The organism is Brucella pseudogrignonensis (genome assembly GCF_002252525.1).
In the GTDB taxonomy this organism is placed as follows: Bacteria; Pseudomonadota; Alphaproteobacteria; order Rhizobiales; family Rhizobiaceae; genus Brucella; species Brucella pseudogrignonensis.
On record NZ_NNRM01000052.1, the window covers coordinates 108,493 to 126,421 of the forward strand.

Consider the following 17,929-nt stretch of genomic DNA (forward strand, 5'->3'; position numbering starts at 1 on the left):
AGCTGGACGATACTTATGAGATAAGTGCTGACAAAATCAACTGTTCGCCGAAGGCGTCGCCAACTCAAGATCAACGGCATATCTGCCAATTTCCTGTATTTTTACAGCCACAGGATCATGCAGCGTGTAGATGCGAGCATCACGCCAATAGCGATCCAGCCCTTGTTTCAAAGTCGCGGAACGCGCGCCAACGGCTTCAAAAATGCGCGATGTTACTGAGAGCGCTGCTGCGTCCGAAGCAACCTTGGCCTGTGATATGAGATCAGCAATCTCGCCACGGCGTTCCGGTGTCAGACGGTTCTCATCAATGTCTGCAACCAGTTCGCCAAACGCCTTGTTGGCGACAGTTGAAAGCGCAAAAGATGCATTGGCTGTGGTGATAGAATTGCCAATTGTATCGGCGATATAGTCCGGCACTGATGTGTTCTGGCCGTTTTTGCGCAAGTGCAATTGCGACAATGCAGTATCAATTGCCCCTAACGCCGTTCCATTGAGAAAATTGACGAACATGATCTGAAAGGCCAGCGAGCCTATCGATTCATTGAGGGGACGCTTTGTTGGATCGGCTGCCGATGTGCTGAAAATCGCATCATCCGGTATAAATACATTTTCAAATACCAGACTGCCTGAAGCGGAGCGACGCGCACCAATGCCATCCCAGTCATTAGCATGGACAATGCCCGGTGTTGACGCATCAAGAACGAACGTCAAACGTTTCTCATGGCCATCGGGCGCGCGATAGCTTTCGCCGACGACCAAACGGTCAGCTGTTTGTGCAGCGGTTGCGAAGCTTTTCCTGCCATTGGCAATATATCCACCATCAACCCGCTTGAGGTCTGCGGCAGGACCACCTGGATTGTTGGCACCACCCCAAAGCGTCGGCGTCTGCAACGAATCTGCCACGGCTTTTGAGAACACCGGCCCACGCCCGGCAATCTCAATACGCAGCAAATGCATGTAATTATAACCGAGAAGTGCTGCACTCGATAAATCGATGCGTGAAATTTCCCGGATCGCAAAAAGGGCATGTTGCCAGCGTGCGCCTATCGCTGCCCGGCGGTCGTCAGCTTTACGAAACAGCGCCAGACCATTATCAATCGTTAGTGCAGCCAGACCGGACTGCCGAAGAAGCGATGCTTCCTCAACGGGGGCGGAACCTTTACGGTCCCGCCCTACCACATGCGGCGCAAGCTCAGTTTTCACCTGCTCGACACGCGCCCGGATGTCCGCCTCGATTGGCGGATCAAACCATTGCGTATGCCGGGAGGATTGGGCATGTGCATTCATGGTTTCACATCCAGAACGGCCTTACCATGCAAACGCCGGTCAAGAAGGGCCGCGACAGCCTGGTCAAATTGGTTCCAGTCGCCACGCCATTTCACTTCTGTCTTGAGCTTGCCCTCGGCCAGCCATCGCAGCAGTGCCGTGAGATAAGAGCCCACCCGATACTCGGAAATCAGGAAGCCATGAATGTGACGCCCAACCGGACCAACCGTGCCTAGATGACCAAAAACGGCGTCTTCGCCTGAAGCCCAGCCGAGGCTCTGCACATTGCCATGCCGGTTAAGAAGCTTGAAGGATTGCACGAGCTGCGCCCCGCCAACACTCTCGATCACCAGATCAATACCTTCCTTCACATCATCAAGGCTGGTCACAACAAGGTCTGCACCAAGTTTTGTCAGACCCGCTGCACTGGCTTCCGATCCCACAGAAGCGATAACACGCGCACCACCCAGTCGTGCAAGCTGAATTGCAAAGCGGCCTACACCGCCAGAAGCACCGGTGATGAGAACTGTCTTGCCGAGAATTGGCCCACCAAGCTGCAAGGTCGCCAGCGCCGTAACAGCTGCCGTTGGCAGGGTTGCAGCTTCTGCCGGATCGACACCCTCCGGAATGACCGCGATATCCTCAACATGTGCAATGCGCTTTTCTGCCCAGGCACCAAGTGGGGCGCGTGTGACAACCACTGTTCCAATGGGAGGCGCTTTGGTTTGTGGACCAACGGCTACAATCACACCGGACGCATCCCATCCAAGAACCGTACCATCAGCCTCAAGACCGCGCGCACCACGCCGGGTTTCACCGAAATTCAGCGAGGTGTGTGTGACATCGATAAGCACTTCCCCATAACCCGGCTCAGGGGTCGCTCGTGTGGCGAAACGCAGACCGCCGGACGTTGCCTTATCTGTTTCGATAACTCGAATGGTCATGCGGTGATCCTTTCCAGATGTCCTGCAATCGAAGCGCCTCGGGTAACGACGTTATAAACAAAGCTGTTAAGCTCAACACGCTGGCGCAGGTCTTCCAGCTCAGCGTCAGATGCGGGAGACTGGATTTTCGCGGTGTAGCGAAGTTCCAGATCGACTGGCTCGCTTGAGCCTGTTCCGATTTGTCCCGGCTTGCTCACAGCTTCAGCGACAACTTCCAGCGCATCGATCTCGATATCGAGCAGGGATGCCTGAATAAGAAAGCCATGATTGAGGCAACCAGCAACAGCGCCGATCAGCAATTCACCCGGGGCCGGACCAAGATCAAAGCCACCGCCGGCGGGCGATCCATCGGTGATAATCTGAAAATCACGAATGAAAAGACGACGGATACCGCTGCGTCCTTCAGCAACAACGCGGGCGGAAAGCTGGCCGGTGCCTGCTGGCTGTCCCTTTCGTGCGTCGTACAGCTTTCTCTTGTGTCGGATATATTTCGTCAGACCACTGGTCATAGGTATTTCCTGTATTCGGTATGTTGGAAGAGAGGCTTACTCAGCAGGTTTGATTTCGTATGGCAGCGTCCAGTCATCCCGGCGGATGTCCCATACGACTTTGTTGCTGTAGGCATAGGTTTGCGGCAGATCCCAAAGGAAGACGGCAAGCGCTTCGTCAGATGCCACTTCGGTCGCGCGTTTGACTGATGCAAGCTCGGCGTCCTTGGTGAGTGCGCCTTTTGCCTGCTTCACTGCTTCGTCAAAGGCGGCTGGGACGGGTCCAATTGTCTGAAAATGCGTGCTGCCGAGATAGGTCAGTGTTTCAGCAGCAATGCTTGCCGTATCGGCGTAACCAAACCACGTCAGGCCAGCGGCTTTGTCAGACGCCGCGCGCTCGGCATGGGACGAGGCAGGCAGAATATTGAGCTGCGCACGTACTCCAACCGCTGCAAGCTGGGCCGCGATAATCTGCGCTGCCTGCTCTCCACCGACATAGGTGCCTTTGCCAAACACCATCTCGACATCAAAGCCATCCGGATACCCCGCTTCCGCAAGCAGCGCTTTGGCCTTCTCGGGATCATAAGGCCACGGCTTCAGGTCTGTGTTGTAGCCCTCATGGAAGCTGGTGATGATCTGGCTGTTGGCAGGGCTTACCAATCCCTTGAACAGCGCCTTTGTAATAGCTTCCTTATCAATGGCGTAGTTCAAAGCCTGCCGCACACGCGCATCATCAAGCGGCTTGATATTGGTGTTGAAACGGATGATCTGTACGCGCGTACTTGGGCGCGCACCTGCCACCAGATTACCATTGCTTTCGAGCTGTGCGAGATCCTGCGGAGCGATAACCGCTGCGGCATCAATCTCGCCGGATTTCAGGCCGTTAATCTTGGCTGCAGCATCGACCACAACTCGGAACTGCGCCTTGGTGAAGGGTGCTGCCTTGCCGAAGTAATGTTCATTGGCTTCAAGGCGAACTTCGCCCTCTGGATTATAGCTCACCAGCTTATAGGGGCCGGTGCCAAGAGCCTCAATCGCTGGGTTGTGTGACTTGGCCCATTCAGGTTCCAGATAGAAAATGCCTGCCAGCCGTTTGGGAAACTCAATGTCGGGCGCTTTCAGCGTAAAGGCAACCTGATGCGGTGAAAGGACTTCAACCTTATCAACCGCCTTCATCGACGAGACGATCCAGCTTGGCTTTTCTGACGACAGGATGCGCTCGATGTTCCACTTAACGACTTGAGCATCAAATGGCACATTGTTGGAGAAAACTACGTCGTCGCGCAGATCGAACACCCAACGCGTATCCGACTCCTGTTTCCAGTCCTTGGCCAGAACACCCACCAGTTTGCCTTCACCATCAAGGCGCGTCAGTGGCGAATAGATTGAGGCGATGATGCTCAGATCGCCGCGCAAATTGCCCCCAACGGCTGGATCAAGGGTCTGCAAGGCATAAGGCAGCGCCACCACCAATTCATGGGTCTTGCCATAGTCCGCAGGTGCCTGCGCGTGGGTCGCCGATAGCGTTGCAGACATGAGAAGCAGGCTTGCTCCCATCAGTCTCAATGCGTGCAATGATCGTTTTACAATCATGTGTCTTTTTCCAGTTTTTGTGTTCAGATTCAGAACTTGGGAGCGACAAGCGGCTTTCTGCCGGGAATGGCCGCAAGCAACTGTCGAGTGTAAGGATGAGCCGGAGCCTCAAAGATCCGGCGGGTTTCGCCGCGCTCAACGATTTCACCGCCGCGCATCACCACGACCTCGCGACAAAGCCGTGCAATGACCGATAGATCGTGAGAAATGAGCATTTGCGCAGTGCCATGCCGACGCTGCATGTCTTCCATCAAGGCAAGCACGCGCTCCCGCGATGTGGAGTCGAGTGCAGCAACTGGCTCATCGGCGATGAGAAGTTTGGGGCTGGGTGCAATCGCCCGCGCGAAACCTACGCGCTGGCGCTGTCCTCCCGATAAACGTCCCGGCAAGCGATGCCACAAAGCGGGATGGATACCGACTTCTTCAAGCAAGCCTTGCGCAATTCTCAAAGCTTCAGCTTTGCGAAGCCCCTTGGCAAGCAAGGGTTCCGCCACTGTGTTCACGATGCTTATGCGTGGATCGAGAGACGAATACGGGTCCTGAAACACATATTGTACGTGGTCTGAGCGTGTCCGCGGAGGTCGAACATTGCCATCAATCAGGATATGGCCGTCATCTGCGCGCTCCAGTCCAGCAATAATCCGCGCCAGCGTGGTTTTACCCGAACCACTCTCGCCGACAATCCCCAGTGTCGTTCCAGACTTCACCAAAATATCGACACCACCAAGCGCGCGCGGGCCATTGCGGAATGTCTTTTGAAGAGCCTTCACTTCAACAAGTGGAGGTTGGGAAGCAGCATCATGAAGCACACCACTCGCGGTCGCAAAAACCAGCTCGCTTGCCTTCAGAAGTGATCGCGCAGCGCGGCTCTTGGGATTTGTAAAAAGATTGAGCGTAGCGCCGCTTTCAACGATCGCCCCGCCATCCATGACAGCAACACTATCCGCTCGATCCCGGATCACGCCCATGTCGTGGGTAATCAGCAGAACACCGAACCCATGACGTTTTTGCAGTCGGGCAATGAGATCAAGAATTTGCGCCTGCACCGTTACATCAAGTGCTGTCGTCGGCTCATCCGCGATAAGCAGTTTCGGCTGCCGCGCCAAAGCCATCGCAATGACAACGCGCTGCGCCAGCCCGCCCGAAAGTTCATGTGGCCAAGCGGTGAGCTTCTTCACCGGCTCGCTGATGCCCACCTCTTCCAAAAGGTGCAGGCAGATAGTCGCAGCCTTGGCCTTATCGCCGCGCATGGCAGGCGACAGGGCTTCAAACAGCTGAGCGCCAACGCTCAGCCGCGGATTAAGAGCCGTTGTCGGGTTTTGAAAAACCACACCAATCTGTGACGTTCTAAAGTCACGACCACGATCAGATATGCCAAGCGCGAGTGGTGCCCCATCGAGATAACTCTGTCCATCGGCATGAAGGCTCTGCGGCAGAAGCCCGGCAATAGCCATTGCCGTGAGGGTTTTACCGGAACCGGATTCACCAACAATCCCAAGCGTTTCGCCTTGTTTCAGCGTGAATGACACCGGACCTGCAAGTGCCGTTTCATTTGACCTGACAACCAGCCCTTCAACGGACAGAAGCGTGTTGATAATTGTCATGCTGGCTCTCCTGTTTCGCGCGCGGAAAGCCTGCTTGAAAGGGCATCACCCAAAAGCTGCACACCAAAGAGAAGGCTGAGCAGAGCGAGAGCTGGCATAAGCGACAGCCACCAGGCGGCGCCTAGCTGCGATTTTCCCTGGGCGATCATCAGACCCCAATCGGCAGTTGGCGGCTGAATACCCAAACCAATGAAGCTGAGACCGGCTTCTGTCATGATGATGAAGGCGGCACTTATCGTGGACGTTGCAATCAGCAGCGGCAACAGGCCTGGCACGATATGGCGCAGAACGGACTTCCACAGCGGAACACCTGCAAGCCATGCGGCTTCCATATAGCCCTGATTGCGCGCATTTAGCGTATAGGAACGCGCGACGCGGAAATGCAGAGGCCAGCTTTCAAGCGCCAGAATAAGGATCAGGTTCTCAAGCCTTGAACCAAATAATGCCAGTGCAAGAAGCGCCAAAACCAGACCGGGAATTGTCAGCTGAATTTCAGCGATCCGGGCAATGATCTGGTCGAGCAAACGATTGCTCAATCCTGCAACAATACCCAACAAACTTCCGATCAAAGCAGAAAGAAGCGTTGCAACGGTTGCAACCAGCAGAACAGGTCGCGCGCCGTAGAAGACCCTGCTTAAAATATCTCGTCCAAGATCATCGGTACCGAGCCAATGCCCGTTATTGAATGACGGCTCTTGCAGGAACGCCATCAGATCACTGGAGTTGGGCTCGTAAGGTGCAAGGAGTGGCGCAAAGATGGCAGCCACCACCCAGAGCAGGATGATCAGCAAGCCGAACTTGCCTCTCAACGCCAGTCTTGGCGTTGGAATTTCGCGCGGGCTACCAGCGATTTCAGAAGTGGAAATATTGCTCATTTTGTCACCGCACTTCGTGGATCGACAACAGCGATGAAAAGATCAGCGAGCAGATTGCAGAAACTGACGGTCAGGGCGATCAAGACAATCGCCGCCAGAATGACTGGGTAATCTTTCATAGCAACGGCGCTAACCAGAACTGTACCAACACCCGGCCAGCCAAAGACTGTTTCTGTCAGAACAGCGCCGCCCAACAGGGTTCCCGTTTGCGTGCCCAAGAGTGCGATCACAGGAACCAGGGCATTGATTGCGATGTGCCTGAAACGCACACGACCGAGCGAAATCTGTTTTGATAAAGCAGTGCGGACATGGTCTGCGCCCTGCTGCTGTTTAAGACTGGTGCGAAACAGTCGCGCTACGGGTGGAGCAATCAGCAGAGACAAAGTCAAAGCAGGTAAAACGAGATGACGCAGGCTTCCACTGCCCCCCGTTGGCAGCCAGCCAAGCGTCAATGAGAAGAATAGAACCGCAAGAATGCCGGTCACAAAAACAGGCGTCGACTGTACAACGGTCAAAAGTGCCAGCGGACCTTCACGGAGAAACCGGTTTGATGAGGTGGCCGATAGATAACCAGCTATCAGCCCTAATGCTGAACCGATCAAAAGTGCCGCCAAAACCAGCACTAGCGTCAGTGGGATAGCAGGCGCCAGAACATCAACAGCAGGGATGTCAAAACGCAATGATTTTGGAAACTCGCCACGCAGGGTGTTAAACAGGAATTGCCCATATTGCTCAATCACAGGGCGATCAAACCCATAGCTGGCATTCAGCGCTGCGATTTCTTCTTTCGTCGCCTGTCCGCCCGCGAGCAAAGTAGCCGGGCTGCCGGTTGCAAAAATCAGAAAGAAAACCAGAGACACTGAACCAAGAACAGAAATTACCGTCGCACCGAGCCTTTGCAGGATAAAAGATGGGCGAATATCGCGCCGCCGACGCGGCAGCTTGCGCAAGACAATCCGCTGAGTCTGTCCGCTATGAGCGCCCTCTTCGGCCTGCAGCCAGAACTCCTGTTCACGCGATGTGATGTTCATAACGAGCTTTCGATAATTAATTCTAGTGAATTTATAGATTATCAATCGTCAGCTATTAAGCACCTGACGTTTCGTTTGAAACGCCAACACCGAAACAATTTCCCAAACATGCGTCAGCTCTTAGGTTGAAAACATCAGCATCTCAGATGCTGACGAAACCGTAGCTACAAACGATCCAATTTTTGGGGAAATATGAGAATGAAGGCGGTGCGTTTAGGCTTTGTCGCCTCGCCGATCCCGCAGTCTATGCCTAGAAACAGAAGACTTCTGGCGCACTTAACCGAGGGCTCTATACGTCAGTTCCGCATTGAGCCGATACGTCTGCCGGACATCAGCCAGTTTGTTTGGGACTGATATCCTACAAGGTTCAATAATTGAAATCATATGAGGACGCGGGAAACTCGAGTAATATTCTATTATTACGATCCTACTTCCGCTTTTAAGCCAGCCCTCAGCTCTTTGCCGATGCCGCCATCGCCTGCAGGATGATGACCGTCGATGCAGCCCCTGGATCAATGTGACCAAGCGAACGTTCGCGAAGACGCGCGGCACGCCCTTTGGCTGCAATCATGGATCGGGTCGTGTTGGCACCGGCCGTGGCAGCTGAGACAATCCTATTCCAGAATTCGCCCGCGCTTTGATTTTCATTCACCGCCGTTTGCGCGGCTTCGGCGGCAGGCAGCCAGGCATCAAGCATTGTCTTGTCGCCACGCTGTCCGTGGCCTCGCTCACGAATGCCAACGCCGATGGCCTCAATGATGATCGCACAAGTCACCAGATCAAGATCGTTGCGGCCTGCCGTTGCCTGCGCTGCACGGCGGAAGCCAGTGGCATAAAGCGGCCCAGTCGATGCACCGACCGCATTAATGAATGCGGTCGCCGCCGTATTGAGAACCGTCGAAATGTCGGTTTCATCAAGATTAAGCTTCGACAATTCACTGCGCACGGCCTGAAAGCCCAGGGCCATTGTCGTTCCATGGTCGCCGTCACCGATCGCGCCGTCGAGTTCGGATAGCCGATCGCGTTCCGCTTCAAGCGACGCAGACACAGCATCAAACATATGGGCAAGACGACGAGCCGCAGTTTCCGACATGGATTTTCTCCTCAAACCTTACAACTGCAACGCGCGTCGCTCGTCATAAGGCGTATGCTAATTTACTTTCAGGCACCGTGAAACGATAGAACCCAAACACAGCCTTTAGCTGATTTTGAGGCCTGCCGTTTCACATGGATGCAGCAGCAGCTCCGACAGCTCATGATCGAGATGCATGATTGATATCGATGCTCCGACCATATCAAGAGACGTGCAATAATGCCCGATCCAGTTGGCTTCAATGTGAATATTCTTGGCTTCAAGTCGCTGCGCCACACGCCGATAGAGAACGTAAAGTTCCATCAGCGGTGTCGCTCCGAATGAGTTGACCAGAACCGCCACGCGATCACCCGGAACAGCCTTCATTTCGTTGAAGATTCTGTCCATGATGCCGTCAACAATTTCATCGGCCTGACGAATGCGATCACGCGATACACCCGGCTCGCCGTGAATGCCAACGCCGATTTCCATATCTTCGGGGCCGATTTCAAAATTATGCCGACCGGTTTGCGGCAACGAACCCGGCTCAAGTGCCACACCGATCGTATAAGTCCGCGAATTGGCCTTGCGGGTAACGATCTCACAGGCATCGAGCGACAAACCCTTGTCGCAGGCAGCCCCTGCCACCTTGAAGACGAAGAAATTACCTGCCACGCCGCGGCGTCCGTCCTTGTCGTCGATTGGCGATGAGGCAATATCGTCGGTAGTCAGAACCCTCTTGATCCTGACGCCCTTTTCCTCGGCTATTTCAGCCGCCATCTCGAAGTTCATAACGTCGCCGGCATAATTGCCATAGACGAAGAGAACGCCTTCGCCGTTGGAAGCTGCCAGCGCGCATTGCACAATCGGATCGGGCGGAGGCGATGAGAAGACATTGCCGACCGCAACAGCGTCAGCCAGTCCCTTGCCCACATAGCCCACAAAGCATGGCTCGTGACCGGCACCACCGCCAATGACAAGCCCCACCTTGCCGGGGCGCGGACCATCTCGCGCGACCAGTGCCCGGTTGGAGCCGCCAATCGGCTGCACGAATTTGCTATGGGCCCGAACAATACCGTCGAGCATTTCCTCAACCACTTCGTTTGGATTGTTGAGGAGCTTCTTCACCCGCACGCGAAAAGCTGTAGGAACCTGATTGGTCTTGGGCTTCTGCGAAAGACGCGCATCAAGATCAATCACACCATCGGCGCGCAAAATACCGAGTCCTGTCGCAGCATCGGTCACAAGCACATTGATGAAACCGCCGCGGAGCGCTGCCAGAAGTGCTGGCACTTTGTCGAAACCGCCTGCAACCGCAATACGGGTATGAATCTGCCGCAGCTTATCCAGTGAGATGCCGATTGTCCGCTCATCGAGCGGACCTGCAACCGGTTTCCCACGCTCATCGATGAAACGGCCTGCCACAACACCGACAGCGCCCGCTGCAAGATATTGCTGCAGAGAAACCGATTCAAAAAAGCCGCTGGTGTGAATGGTAGAATTGGAACGAAGCGACGAAACGCCGAAAAGAATGCGATTGGCATTCTCAAGGGTCGCAAATTGTTCCTGAAGCAAAGGCTCTTCGAGCAACACATCCCGAGTCTGTTGCGAACGCACCATGGCGGGCGCCATAATATTCACGCAGCGTGCCGAGACGGCTTCTGCAAGCGCTGCCGCACAACGTTCGGGCGTATAGGGAAATGACGCCGTGGTGCCGCCTGTCGCCTGCACGACTGTCATGTCCTGCAAAGAGCCGATGGCAGTTTGCTCGCCGACCGAAAGCACCGTCCGTCCCCAGGCAACCGCGAGTGTATCGCCGGATTTGAGAATCTTGTTAAGCGCATGTGCGCCCGCAACCCCAAGTCGATCAATCAACGGGCGGGCATTGTCGTCATGCGGAATGATAAGGCAGTCTGTCAGGCCGAAATGGCGCTTCAACTCCTGAGCAACAGACAGCGATTCCAACCGCCCACCCTCAAGGGAGATGTTGACGATGCCCTTATCGCGCGCTTCGGCCAAATAGCTGTTCACGGTTGCGCGCGAAATGCCCATGACATCGGCAATCTCGCTCTGCGTCAGGCCGTCTTCGTAATAAAGCCAGCAGGCCCATACATAGGGATCATCGCCATAACGCATGGGAATCGTGATCGAATTCTCGCTTGTACCGGTCTTTGGTTTGCCGACCTTGCGCGATGGGTTGGGCTTGAGCGTCATGCGATTTTCTGTTGCCTCTCTCCTGCGCAGCAAACATGAAAGCGTTCAAACGCAATTGCAACATGATGAAACGAATTTGGCGCCTGAACGTGTGGACCCACACAGTTTTCAGACGCCAAACTCAAAATCGGGACAGAAAGCCTTACTGCAAGCGGCTCTTTGCCTGTGCTGCGAGATCAGTCAGAATCAGTGCGCAGGATGTTGCGCCCGCATCAAGGACACCCAGTGAACGCTCACCAAGACGGCTTGCGCGACCGATCTTTGCCACGAGATTAAGTGTGGAGTCGCGACCGACTTCAGCAGCTGCCGACAAAGCGTCCAGGCTTTCAGCAAAAGACTGACCCTTGCCATTTGCTTCGTCAAAAGCATTGATTGCCGGGATCAGCGTGTCGAGCAGTGTCTTGTCACCAAGCTTTGCCGAACCGATCGACTGGATGCCTTCAAGACCTGCATGAAGCATGGTGCTGAACGTGGCTGCATCAATATTTTCGATGCCTTCCAGCTTTTCTGCAAACTCGTTGAACATCACGCCATAAAGCGGACCCATCGAGCCACCGATTTCGGTCAGCAAAACTGTTCCGAGCGTATCAAGACCTTCAGCAAGGGTTACATCCTTGCCGCGCAGGCGTTCGGCCGCGAGGCCGAAACCCTTGGCCATGTTCACACCATGGTCGCCATCGCCGATCTTGCCGTCGATTTCGCTTAAGTAAGCTTTGTTTTCGATAATCCGGTCTGCAAGCGAAAGAACGATCTCACCCGATCCGGCATTCTTGAATGTCTGCATGATATGCCTCTTTCTTACAAAACCGCCGTGCAGCGGGCTTCTACATCCAGCAGTGCTTTCAGTTCATCATCCAACGCCATGACTGTCAGCGTCGCACCAACCATTTCGAGCGACGTGAAGTAATTGCCGACATAGGTGCGATAAACCTTGAGGCCGCGCGCGGTAATTTCCTGCTCGATGGTATCGTTGAGGATATAAAGCTCGTTGATCGGCGTTGCGCCAAGTCCGGAAACCAGAACCGCAACTTCGGTGCCTTCGGGCAAATTGTGATCTTCGAGAACGATCTTGCTCATGTCCTTGGCAACTTCGTCAGCACGCTTCAACGGCTCGACGCGGACGCCCGGCTCGCCATGATGGCCGATACCGACTTCCATCGTACCCGGCTCGATCTGAAAGTTCGGATGGCCGACAGCTGGCAGCGTGCACGGACCAAGGCCAACGCCGATAGAACGACAATTGTCGATGGCCTTCTGTGCCGTTGCCTGTACTTCCTGAAGGCTTGCACCCGATGCAGCTTTTGCACCGCCAACCTTCCACATGAAGATTTCGCCAGCAACGCCGCGACGCTTTTCGCGCTCGCTAGCAGGCGCAGAGCAGACATCGTCATTGGCAACGACGGTCAAAACTTCAATTCCGGCCTTGGCAGCAAGCTTGATCGCCATTTTGACGTTCATGTTGTCGCCAGCATAGTTGCCATAAAGACAGACGACGCCTTTACCACCATTGGCTTCACGAGCGGCATCATAGAAGCTCTTGGCAGTTGGCGAGGAGAACAGTTCGCCAACGGCAACAGCATCAAGCAGGTTCTTGCCGGTATAGCCGATGAAGGCAGGCTCATGGCCCGAGCCACCACCGGTAATAACGCCAACTTTCCCCTCGATAGGTGCATCTTTCGCGACAACCACGCGAGGATTTTCCGTCGAAAGCCGGACCAGGTCTTTATGCGCCTTGATGAAACCCTTGACGGTATCTTCGACCACTTCATCAGGGTTATTGATAAATCTTTGCATTTTGCACCTATCGAAGGCGAGAGATGAGTTCCCGCTCTATAATTTTAAAGCCGTGTTTTCGGCCCCGAACAATCGTCAGACCGTTCGCTTTGTTAAAGAATTGTGTAGCCACCATCGATCAGAAGGTCGGCACCATTTATCATGTTCGCACCGCTTGACGCCAGAAAGACTGCGGCGGCTGCAATTTCTTCCGGAAACGCGAAGCGTCCGGTTGGAATGCGCTTCTTGGCGGCTTCGCCCTTTTCGCCGTTCCAGGCCTTCTTGCCCAGTTCCGTGAGAACAATGGTCGGAGAGATCGTGTTGACGGTGATGCCGTATTTGCCCCATTCGGCAGCAAAGGTTTTCGACATGCCGATAACACCGAACTTCGACGCGCAGTAAGCAACATGCTCTTCAATCGCAACAGTACCGGCCTGCGAGGCGAGATTGACGATCTTGCCGCCTTTGCCTGCAGCGATCATTGCACGGCCCACTTCCTGCGTGACGAGGAAGCTGCCCTTGAGGTTGATTGCAATCGTGCGATCCCAATCGGAAATGGTCAGATCTTCGGCGGGAGCGAGGAAAACAACACCGGCGCTGTTTACAGCGATATCGATCTGTCCGAATGCCTCGACCACGCCTGATACCGCAGCCTTCACCGAAGCCGGATCAGATACGTCGCAGACGAAAGGCTTTGCATCCGCTCCAAGCGCTTCTGCCTTGGCACGCGCCTGATCAGCATTGATATCAAGCACAGCAACCTTTGCACCCTTGGCAGCGAAGGCTTCAGCAACGGCCGCGCCAATACCGGAAGCAGCGCCAGTTACCAGAGCAACTTTACCGTTGAGGGGGAAGTTCAGGTCGATTTGGGGAGATTGGTCGGACATTGTTTGATCCTCGGTGTTGAGGGTAGCGGAATGTTTGGGTTGCGGGATGAGCTGGATGCCCATCCCGCAGTTCTCTATTACTTGCGTGCTTCGAGCAGCTTGTCGACATTGTCGGCAGTTACTGGCGTCCAAGGAACATTGTATTCCTTGTCCTTACCGTCGTTGAACGGCATGTCAGGATACTGAGCCCAGATATCGGACTGTGGCTTGTAGTCGCCCTTCTTCGCGTGGAAGATTGCGAGATCCATTGCACCCTGCGCCTGAGCGCGAGCATCCTGCAGGATCGACGTCATGGTACCGGCCTTAACTGCATTAAGCGCATCGGTCACACCGTCGATACCGGCGATAGCAAAGTCATCAACCTTAAGGCCTGCCGACTTGATCGCTTCAATCGCGCCGAGAGCCATTTCGTCGTTCTGGCCGATTACACCGTTGATTTCGCCCTTGTGTGCGGTCAACCAGTTTTCCATCAGCGTCTGTGCTTCAGCGCGCGACCAGTTTGCGGTCTGCTGTTCAAGAACCTTCACGTCCGGGCATTCAGCAAGCGCCTTCTTGTTGCCTTCGAGGCGCGAAACCTGCGACGACTGACCAATCGGGCCTTCGATGATGACGACATTGCCCTTGCAACCGATTTTGTCGAGAACGGTCTTGGCTTCCATGTAGCCGGAAACCGCATCGTCAGAACCGACATAAGAAGCCAGAAGATCAGAGTTTACGCGGGTGTTGGAACCAACAACCGGAATGTTTGCATCGGCAGCTGCCTGAACGGCAGTCGCACCGGCTTCAACATCGATCGGCACGAAAATGATCGCGTCGAACTGCTGGGTGATCATGGTGTTGAACTGTTCCTGCTGAACGAGCGCGTCATAGCGACCGTCGAAAACCGTCAACGAAACTTCGCCGCTCTTCACAGCTGGATGTTCTTTCAGCGCTTCAGACCAGATCTGCATGAATTCAGCATTCAGGCCGTAAGGGGCTGCGCCAATCTTCAGCTTTTCCTGAGCATTTGCGGCGCCTGCGAGCAGAGCCGTAGCCGATGCCAGGGCAATCAGCAGTTTCTTCATTGGTATTCTCCTCCACAATATCCGCGATGATTGAATGTGCGGCTTTGGTTGCGCCATGAAACTGGCAGTTCAGACTTTTTAGAAATCAGGCGCTCTGGTTGCGTTTCTGATCGAGCATGACTGCACCGACGATCAACGCACCTTTGAGAACCTGCTGGTAGTAAGATTCGATACCCATCAGATCGAGACCATTATTCATGACGCCAATAATGAGCGCGCCAATCAGCGTTCCCGTGACACGGCCTACGCCGCCCGAAAGACTGGTGCCGCCGATAACAACCGCAGCAATTGCATCCAGTTCGTAAGCAATACCGGCCTGTGGCAGCGCGGAGCCGGTGCGGGCAGCAAGCATCATACCTGCAAGGCCGGAAAGTGCGCCGGAGATGACATAGACAGAGAAACGAACGCGAGTGACGTTGATACCCGATGTCTTTGCTGCATGTGGATTACCGCCAACAGCATAGACATAACGGCCGAAGCGCGTGCGCGTGAGAACCCACCAGGCACCGATGAAGACAATCGCCAGAATAATGACAGGCATCGGGATGCCCATAATCTTGGCAGTTCCGATCCAGCGGAAATCCGGGATCAGTGCAGGCACAGGCTTACCGCCACCGTAGATAAGCGTCATGCCGCGTGCAGCCGACAGCATACCGAGCGTTGCTACGAATGCTGGCACCGAGAAACGCGAAACAATCCAGCCAACCAGTGCGCCGCAGGCACAACCAACTGCAAGACCGGCAGCAATGGCGACGATTGCCGGATAAGGGCCGCCCGCAACGCTTGCAGCGGCAGATGTCGTGGCGAGGCTCGCTGCAACAATACCTGTGAGCGCTGCAACTGAGCCGACAGATAGGTCAATGCCCCGCGTCAGAATAACAAACGTCATACCGATCGCCAGCACACCGTTGATCGAGGTTTGCAGGAGGACGTTTGAAATATTGCCCGTTGTCAGGAAGTATGGATTCGACACCGACAGAATGAAGACCAGAAGCAGGAAGGCTAGGAAAATGCCGTATTCCTGAATGATCAACCGGCGCTTCTCGGAAGCGAACCAGCTGTTCGTTTGTGTTTTCTCGATATTGCTCACGTTTTCCAGCCTCTTCCCAGCCTGCCAGTGTCAGGCCTAATCTCAATCAAGCGTGCAGAGCATTGCATTACGCGCATCCCGAAAACCGGTTCCCGCTTTTTGGGATGCGCTTAGATCAACGCCCGCCATCAGGTTGACAGATGCACCAGCTTTTGTGCGTCAGTGTCGGCCCTGTCATAGACGCCAGCCGACCGGCCCTGCCGCATCACGAGGATACGGTCGGACATGCCCAGAACCTCGTCGATTTCAGATGAAATCATTACGACGGTGCCGCCTGACGCAGTGAATTCGCAGATAATGCGATAGATTTCGCGTTTTGCGCCCACATCCACACCGCGTGTCGGCTCATCAAGCAACAACAGGCGCGGATTGCGCAGGAACCATTTGCCCAGCACAACTTTCTGCTGGTTGCCGCCCGAAAGACCGGAAACCGGCATCGTGTCGCGTGCTGCCTTGATGCCGAAATGCGCGATCATCTTAGCGCTTGCTTCAGCTTCTTCGCGCTGACGCATGGCAAATGACGGGCTCATTTCAGGAAGACTGGCAAGGCAGATATTGGCGCGCACACTGTCTGTGAGGTTAAGTCCCGTTAGCTTGCGGTCTTCGGTGACAAAGGCAATGCCTTCAGCCATTGCATCAGCAGGCTTGCCCACTTTGAGCGCGCAGCCCTCAAGTCGAATCTCGCCCTTGCTTGCCTTTTCGAGACCGAAGATGCAGTTGAAAATTTCGGAACGACCAGAACCCATCAGGCCATAAATGCCAAAGATTTCGCCCTTGCGGACCGAGAAGGAAATATCTTCGATCTTGCCAGGAAGAGCGAGATCGGAAACCTCGAAGCCAATCTGATCGGTAGGCTCGTTGGTCTTGATGAATTCTTCGCCAAGCTCACGCCCGACGATCAGACGGATCAGTTCGGCACGGTCGATATCGCTCAGCGCGCCCGAGCCGACATAACCGCCGTCGCGGAAAACCGTATAGGAATCTGCGATCTGGAAAATCTCGGACAGGCGATGCGAGACATAAACAATGCCTTTACCTTCAGCCTTGAGACGCTCGACCGCCTTGAACAGCTGCTGCGCTTCCTTTTCACCGATGGCCGATGTCGGCTCATCCATGAAGATCACATCGGCATTGTGGCTGAACGCCTTGGCGATTTCCACGAGCTGCATCTGTGCAACCGACAACTGGCTCATCACCTGTGTCGCGCGAATGTCAAACTCCAGACGATCCAGAAGCGCCTGCGCTTCATTGTTCATCTTCTTGAAGTCAATGCCGCCAAATCGTGCTGAAGGTTCACGACCAAGAAAGATATTCTCTGCAACACTCATATGCGGAACAGGGCTCAGCTCCTGTTCGATAATCGCGATACCGGATTTAAGCGCTTCCGCAGGCGTCGAATACTGAACCTCTTCGCCGCGCAGCCAAATCTTGCCGCCGTCGCGCTGCTGGATACCCATCAGAATGGAGAGGAACGTGGATTTGCCTGCGCCATTGCCGCCGCAAAGCGCATGGACCGAACCTGCACGCAGTTCCAGCTGGCCATTGCGAAGTGCTGCAACACCGCTGAACGATTTTTTCAGGCTCTCAACTTTCAATAGCGTCTGCACGGTATCCTCCTTGACCACGCACGACAAAAATCACTCATTGATCGACATATGTCAATAAGCTCATTTTACATTTGATTGATAATCACCGGCTTTTGTCAAAATTAAATCCAGGCGCACCCTCAATCTATTATCGAAGGCGACAAAGGTCTTCGGTGAAGGAATGTACAACTAGTTGTAATTTAACGATTATAGTTAGGTCTAGTCCGCATATGTATGTCATAAAAATCAGTTAAGCGGATCATCAAACTTATAGACGTGTAATGTGTATGCTGCGCGAAAGACGCTCCAGCAGTCTTCAGTAATCAATCTCTGAAGAGCTTTAAACTTATAGGTTCTCATAAAAACTGCATTATAGCGATCAACATCACGATGCCGGCGCGCCCCTTCGTCGAACGCGCTGACACCGAACCCACCGCACGTT

General features: G+C 54.4%; 16 protein-coding genes. All 16 read right to left on the bottom strand.

Annotated elements, in window-relative coordinates:
- Positions 1 to 36 precede the first annotated feature (36 nt).
- A complete protein-coding gene (locus tag CEV34_RS25250; RefSeq protein ID WP_007880170.1) occupies positions 37 to 1,287 on the bottom strand; it encodes an acyl-CoA dehydrogenase family protein in 1,251 nt (416 codons plus the stop codon).
- On the bottom strand, positions 1,284 to 2,210 hold the full coding sequence (locus CEV34_RS25255) for a zinc-binding dehydrogenase (RefSeq protein WP_007880176.1): 927 nt from the start codon (positions 2,208 to 2,210) through the stop codon (positions 1,284 to 1,286). The genes CEV34_RS25250 and CEV34_RS25255 overlap by 4 nt, the downstream gene beginning before the upstream one ends.
- Positions 2,207 to 2,719: an OsmC family protein gene (locus tag CEV34_RS25260; protein ID WP_007880177.1), complete on the bottom strand. Its 513-nt coding sequence runs from the start codon at positions 2,717 to 2,719 to the stop codon at positions 2,207 to 2,209. The genes CEV34_RS25255 and CEV34_RS25260 overlap by 4 nt, the downstream gene beginning before the upstream one ends.
- Positions 2,720 to 2,755: 36 nt before the next feature.
- Positions 2,756 to 4,291 carry an ABC transporter substrate-binding protein gene (locus CEV34_RS25265; RefSeq protein ID WP_007880178.1) on the bottom strand — a complete coding sequence of 512 codons (1,536 nt, stop codon included), beginning with the start codon at positions 4,289 to 4,291 and terminating at the stop codon, positions 2,756 to 2,758.
- Positions 4,292 to 4,320: 29 nt separating this feature from the next.
- Positions 4,321 to 5,895 (bottom strand): ATP-binding cassette domain-containing protein, encoded by a 1,575-nt coding sequence (locus CEV34_RS25270; protein ID WP_007880183.1) that lies wholly within the window; start codon positions 5,893 to 5,895, stop codon positions 4,321 to 4,323.
- On the bottom strand, positions 5,892 to 6,770 hold the full coding sequence (locus CEV34_RS25275) for an ABC transporter permease (protein ID WP_007880185.1): 879 nt from the start codon (positions 6,768 to 6,770) through the stop codon (positions 5,892 to 5,894). The genes CEV34_RS25270 and CEV34_RS25275 overlap by 4 nt, the downstream gene beginning before the upstream one ends.
- Positions 6,767 to 7,801: an ABC transporter permease gene (locus CEV34_RS25280; RefSeq protein ID WP_094544749.1), complete on the bottom strand. Its 1,035-nt coding sequence runs from the start codon at positions 7,799 to 7,801 to the stop codon at positions 6,767 to 6,769. Before CEV34_RS25280 ends, CEV34_RS25275 begins: the two co-directional genes overlap by 4 nt.
- Positions 7,802 to 8,252: 451 nt before the next feature.
- Positions 8,253 to 8,894, bottom strand: coding sequence for a dihydroxyacetone kinase subunit DhaL (dhaL, locus tag CEV34_RS25285; RefSeq protein ID WP_007880193.1), 642 nt, complete (start codon positions 8,892 to 8,894; stop codon positions 8,253 to 8,255).
- Positions 8,895 to 8,999: 105 nt separating this feature from the next.
- Positions 9,000 to 11,087: a bifunctional sugar-binding transcriptional regulator/dihydroxyacetone kinase subunit DhaK gene (locus tag CEV34_RS25290; RefSeq protein WP_094544750.1), complete on the bottom strand. Its 2,088-nt coding sequence runs from the start codon at positions 11,085 to 11,087 to the stop codon at positions 9,000 to 9,002.
- A gap of 142 nt (positions 11,088 to 11,229) precedes the next feature.
- Entirely contained in the window at positions 11,230 to 11,871 is a 642-nt protein-coding gene (dhaL, locus tag CEV34_RS25295; RefSeq protein WP_007880197.1) for a dihydroxyacetone kinase subunit DhaL, read from the bottom strand.
- A 14-nt stretch (positions 11,872 to 11,885) separates the two neighbouring features.
- Positions 11,886 to 12,881, bottom strand: a complete 996-nt coding sequence (locus CEV34_RS25300) for a dihydroxyacetone kinase subunit DhaK (protein ID WP_007880198.1) — start codon at positions 12,879 to 12,881, stop codon at positions 11,886 to 11,888.
- A gap of 92 nt (positions 12,882 to 12,973) precedes the next feature.
- On the bottom strand, positions 12,974 to 13,747 hold the full coding sequence (locus CEV34_RS25305) for an SDR family oxidoreductase (RefSeq protein ID WP_007880203.1): 774 nt from the start codon (positions 13,745 to 13,747) through the stop codon (positions 12,974 to 12,976).
- Positions 13,748 to 13,824: 77 nt separating this feature from the next.
- The gene (locus CEV34_RS25310; protein ID WP_007880212.1) at positions 13,825 to 14,811 is read right to left on the bottom strand and encodes a substrate-binding domain-containing protein; all 987 of its coding nucleotides are present in this window, start codon (positions 14,809 to 14,811) and stop codon (positions 13,825 to 13,827) included.
- A gap of 85 nt (positions 14,812 to 14,896) precedes the next feature.
- Positions 14,897 to 15,901, bottom strand: coding sequence for an ABC transporter permease (locus tag CEV34_RS25315; RefSeq protein WP_007880217.1), 1,005 nt, complete (start codon positions 15,899 to 15,901; stop codon positions 14,897 to 14,899).
- Between the two features lie 128 nt (positions 15,902 to 16,029).
- Positions 16,030 to 17,508, bottom strand: a complete 1,479-nt coding sequence (locus tag CEV34_RS25320) for a sugar ABC transporter ATP-binding protein (protein WP_094544751.1) — start codon at positions 17,506 to 17,508, stop codon at positions 16,030 to 16,032.
- Between the two features lie 225 nt (positions 17,509 to 17,733).
- Positions 17,734 to 17,929, bottom strand: a 196-nt coding sequence (locus CEV34_RS27255; protein ID WP_210199597.1) for a hypothetical protein, incomplete at its 5' end; no start/stop codon positions are given.